1 protein-coding gene is annotated in these 689 nt (G+C 34.8%); it reads right to left on the reverse strand.

The window, feature by feature from the left end; all coding sequences use genetic code 11:
* Nucleotides 1–41: 41 nt before the first annotated feature.
* Entirely contained in the window at nt 42–389 is a 348-nt protein-coding gene (locus QVO99_RS08785; RefSeq protein ID WP_288177098.1) for a DUF3244 domain-containing protein, read from the reverse strand.
* Nucleotides 390–689 lie beyond the last annotated feature (300 nt).

The following is a 689-nucleotide window of genomic DNA, read 5'->3' on the forward strand; positions in this document are numbered from 1 at the left end:
GCTGCAAAAATAAATAGATTTTTCATAACTATTGAATTTTATTATTTAGCAAGTTCACCTCTTAAATGTTTATCATCGTAATACAAATCAATTGTAGTCGGTTCAGAGACATCTGCATTGGGAACAGTAATGGTTGCACCAACTTTATCGATTGTTTCAGTAGATACATGCATAACCTCACCATTCTGATTCTTCACGACTACAGTAACATCTGTCAACAAAGAGTCAGACTTGATGATAATATCGTCACCATCTGTTGTTACATTAGGAACGCATGATCCATGAGGGACAGAAAGGTTCTTAACATCTACTAACGATACTGTTTCTTTTTGTGAGAAAACAGACAGCGGTAATAACAATAAAAAGATAGAAAAAATGATTGTTCTCATAGTCTTTCGTTTTTTGCAAAGATAAAAACGGCTGTCTGAATGTCCCAAATATTTGAACAGGAAAATAAGCGAACAGCCTGAAATGCACAAATTTTCCTTGCATTTCCACGGTTTTATCGAGAAAAGATGGCCATTATCAGGTTTACCCATCTCGGGCAAAACCTTTATGGTATAGATTCTTGATATAGATACAACATTGTCGTGTAACCCAAATCAGTCATTAGTCCGTTCAATGTAATGTTTTACAACTGATTGCAGTCTTTTGTCTTTTCAAGGCGTCTTTTGCTTGTTTTTAATTCG

Origin of the sequence: Prevotella sp. CAG:592, from assembly GCF_000436015.1 — a bacterium.
GTDB classification, from domain to species: Bacteria; Bacteroidota; Bacteroidia; order Bacteroidales; family Bacteroidaceae; genus Prevotella; species Prevotella pectinovora.

What these genes read in the sequence shown, in the direction of transcription:
- QVO99_RS08785 (WP_288177098.1), bottom strand. Translation starts at nt 389, where the DNA reads ATGAGAACAATCATTTTTTCTATCTTTTTATTGTTATTACCGCTGTCT.